We start from the raw sequence: 2,338 nt of genomic DNA on the forward strand, positions 1-2,338 counted from the left end.
TGAGAACCCGGCCGGAGTGCCGTGACGGTGCAACATCCGGTTGGGCCGTCGCGCGCTGGTTGCCGGCATGTGCGTGCTGCCCGCCGACGCCGACCCCGACGAACTCAAGGACGGCCGCGCGTTCATCGCCATCAATGAGCTCGACTGCATGGTGGACGCCGACAAGAACAAGGGCGTCATGACCGTCTGGGGTGACCTCTACAAGAACCCCTTCACTGCAGGATTCTTCGGTGTGCCACAGAACGCGGTGTACGACGCGGTCGGCGACCTTGACGCCGCGCACAAGGCCATCGACACCGGTATCGCGCAGTTTGTTCTGCGTGACGGAGGTGATCACCTGTACGAGTCGATCAAGGCACTCAACTGGATGAATGTCCCGGCCGACGCGTGGCATCCGGCCACCCGTGGTGATCAGACCGACAGCTGGATCAACTTGCTCGCAGTGGGTATTGGTCCGGCCGGCACTCCGCTGGTCGGCGAGGTAACCGACTCGGCAACAGTCGAATTCGTCGAGGTTCGCGCTTTCGGTGCGGACTCGGCCAGCGCAGTCGCAGCGTCGTTGTCTGAATCCCTCGATCCCGTCGTCGGACCCAACACGCTGGCCTTCGCAGGTTCGGGCGACACCACGGTCGCGGCCTTCATCCCGCGGCTGAGCAAGCTCGACATGAGCTGGTTCGTGCCCGCGCGGGAGGCCTACGACGCGCTGGATTGGGAGTCCAAGCTCATGCGTCACGCATGGCTGCTCGATCTCGGTGTGCTGCTCTGCGAGCCCTCAACCCGATTCGAGGGAGTCGGTGGCGAATGCCTGTTGGGCTGCGCGTGCTGGGTTGTTGTCCCGCACTTGGCAATCCGTGGTGAGGTTGAACAACTCGAGCTGTCCAAGTGAGCACCGGAACCGACATCGAGCACGCGGGGGCCGAGATGACTACGGAGCCAGCAGGTCTGGACTGGGATCAGGCCGTCGAGAAGTATCGGGACGGCGCGGCGGTCGACACCCTTCCGGGTGGGGCAACCGTGACCGTCAGCGGAGCCGACGACGAGCGGATCTACGTCAAACACCGGCTCTGGACCGCAGAACTACACCGCTACAACTTGGAAAAAGGTGTTGACCTGGTTAACCAGGGGGCAATCCCGCGCGAGGCCAACAAATTCATCGACAAGTACCGAACGTTGGTTGCGGACGAGCGCCCCACGGTCGCCGCAACCATCCTCAAGGACCTTGGATACCTGAGCTAGCTAGAAGGGCTGAACTATCACCATGGCACTATCCATGTACCACAGTGCAAGCGGAAAACAGGCGCCGCACTGTATCAATGTTGTCGGCCTCGGTAAGGCCGGCGCCCAGCTCATCGATGCGCTCTTGCGGACCGGTGAGATCGAGGACATGCTCGACGATCCGCGCGCTCGTTTCACTGCGTTGGCGATCGATATCGGCGAGGGCGACATGCGTCAGATGCGCCAGTACGCGGACTCGTTCTACGCACGCCTTGATGATCGTGGGATTCCCCGGGACCGCGCGCAGATTCGCACTGTGGCCCTGGACATCCCTGACGCCGCGGATCTCGAGCAGAGCATGGCTCGCTTTCCCGAGTTCCTCGGCAGGGAGTTCCCGCGGTTCAGCTGGAAGGGCCAGGGCGAGAGCGGATTCGCGTCGTGGCTGGATGCCACCACGACTCCGACCACCGAGAAGAACTACGTCGGCCAACTGGAGGTCCCGTCCTCCGACGAGCATGTGTCCCGCTCCTTGGCGAAGGCGATCTATGGCCGTGCGTATTACGACGGCGAGCGCCCACTCCACAGCGAACTGGAAGCATTTGCCGACAGCATCGACCAGACCGGCCTGCCATGCCTGGTTCTTGTTGCCTTCGGTGTTGGTGGCGGCACGGGCAGCGGAATGGTTGTTGACCTCGCCCGCCACCTGAGCACCGGTGCGCTCGGCCGTCGGGTGCCGGTCATCGGGGTCGGCTTCATGCCGTGTTCGGGAGATCCTGAGTCTTCGCGTGCATCACTGATTCCGGCGAGGGAATCGTCGAGGGCGGCGAGCATGGTGCGGAGTTTGCGGTCGACGGATTCGCTGTCGCAGCGGAGCTCGGCGTCGAGTGCGCGGTCGACGAAGTCTGCATCGGGAGTGAAGGTGAATGCTGCTGCGGTCATGGTGTCCTCCGTAAGTTGTTGGATGGTCCGGAAGTGCTGGGTGTGGCTGATGGTGTCCTGCCTTATGTGGCTCGAAACGAGTGGCCGCCCAGCGCTTCGGGACGCCCTGGCTGCTGATTGAAAAATGTGCTTCGAGTGCTGTTTACGGAGATGACGGTGGGGTGTTCCTCGGGCCTGACATGAG

Annotated in this window: 3 protein-coding genes; all 3 read left to right on the top strand. The window is 63.0% G+C overall.

Annotated elements, in window-relative coordinates:
• Positions 1–67 precede the first annotated feature (67 nt).
• The 3 genes from ABT116_RS42915 to ABT116_RS42925 are packed head-to-tail and all read left to right on the top strand — an operon-like array spanning position 68 to position 2,275.
• A complete protein-coding gene (locus ABT116_RS42915; protein WP_351646152.1) occupies positions 68–886 on the top strand; it encodes a hypothetical protein in 819 nt (272 codons plus the stop codon).
• Positions 883–1,236, top strand: coding sequence for a hypothetical protein (locus ABT116_RS42920; RefSeq protein WP_231783642.1), 354 nt, complete (start codon positions 883–885; stop codon positions 1,234–1,236). The genes ABT116_RS42915 and ABT116_RS42920 overlap by 4 nt, the downstream gene beginning before the upstream one ends.
• 22 nt (positions 1,237–1,258) lie before the next feature.
• Positions 1,259–2,275, top strand: coding sequence for a hypothetical protein (locus ABT116_RS42925; protein WP_351646155.1), 1,017 nt, complete (start codon positions 1,259–1,261; stop codon positions 2,273–2,275).
• Positions 2,276–2,338: the final 63 nt, after the last annotated feature.

Source organism: Streptomyces sp. NPDC002130 (genome assembly GCF_040296465.1).
GTDB lineage: Bacteria > Actinomycetota > Actinomycetes > Streptomycetales > Streptomycetaceae > Streptomyces.

Bases quoted from the DNA above. Each gene is read 5' to 3' on its own strand.
- ABT116_RS42915 (WP_351646152.1), top strand. From the start codon at position 68: ATGTGCGTGCTGCCCGCCGACGCCGACCCCGACGAACTCAAGGACGGC.
- ABT116_RS42925 (WP_351646155.1), top strand. From the start codon at position 1,259: ATGGCACTATCCATGTACCACAGTGCAAGCGGAAAACAGGCGCCGCAC.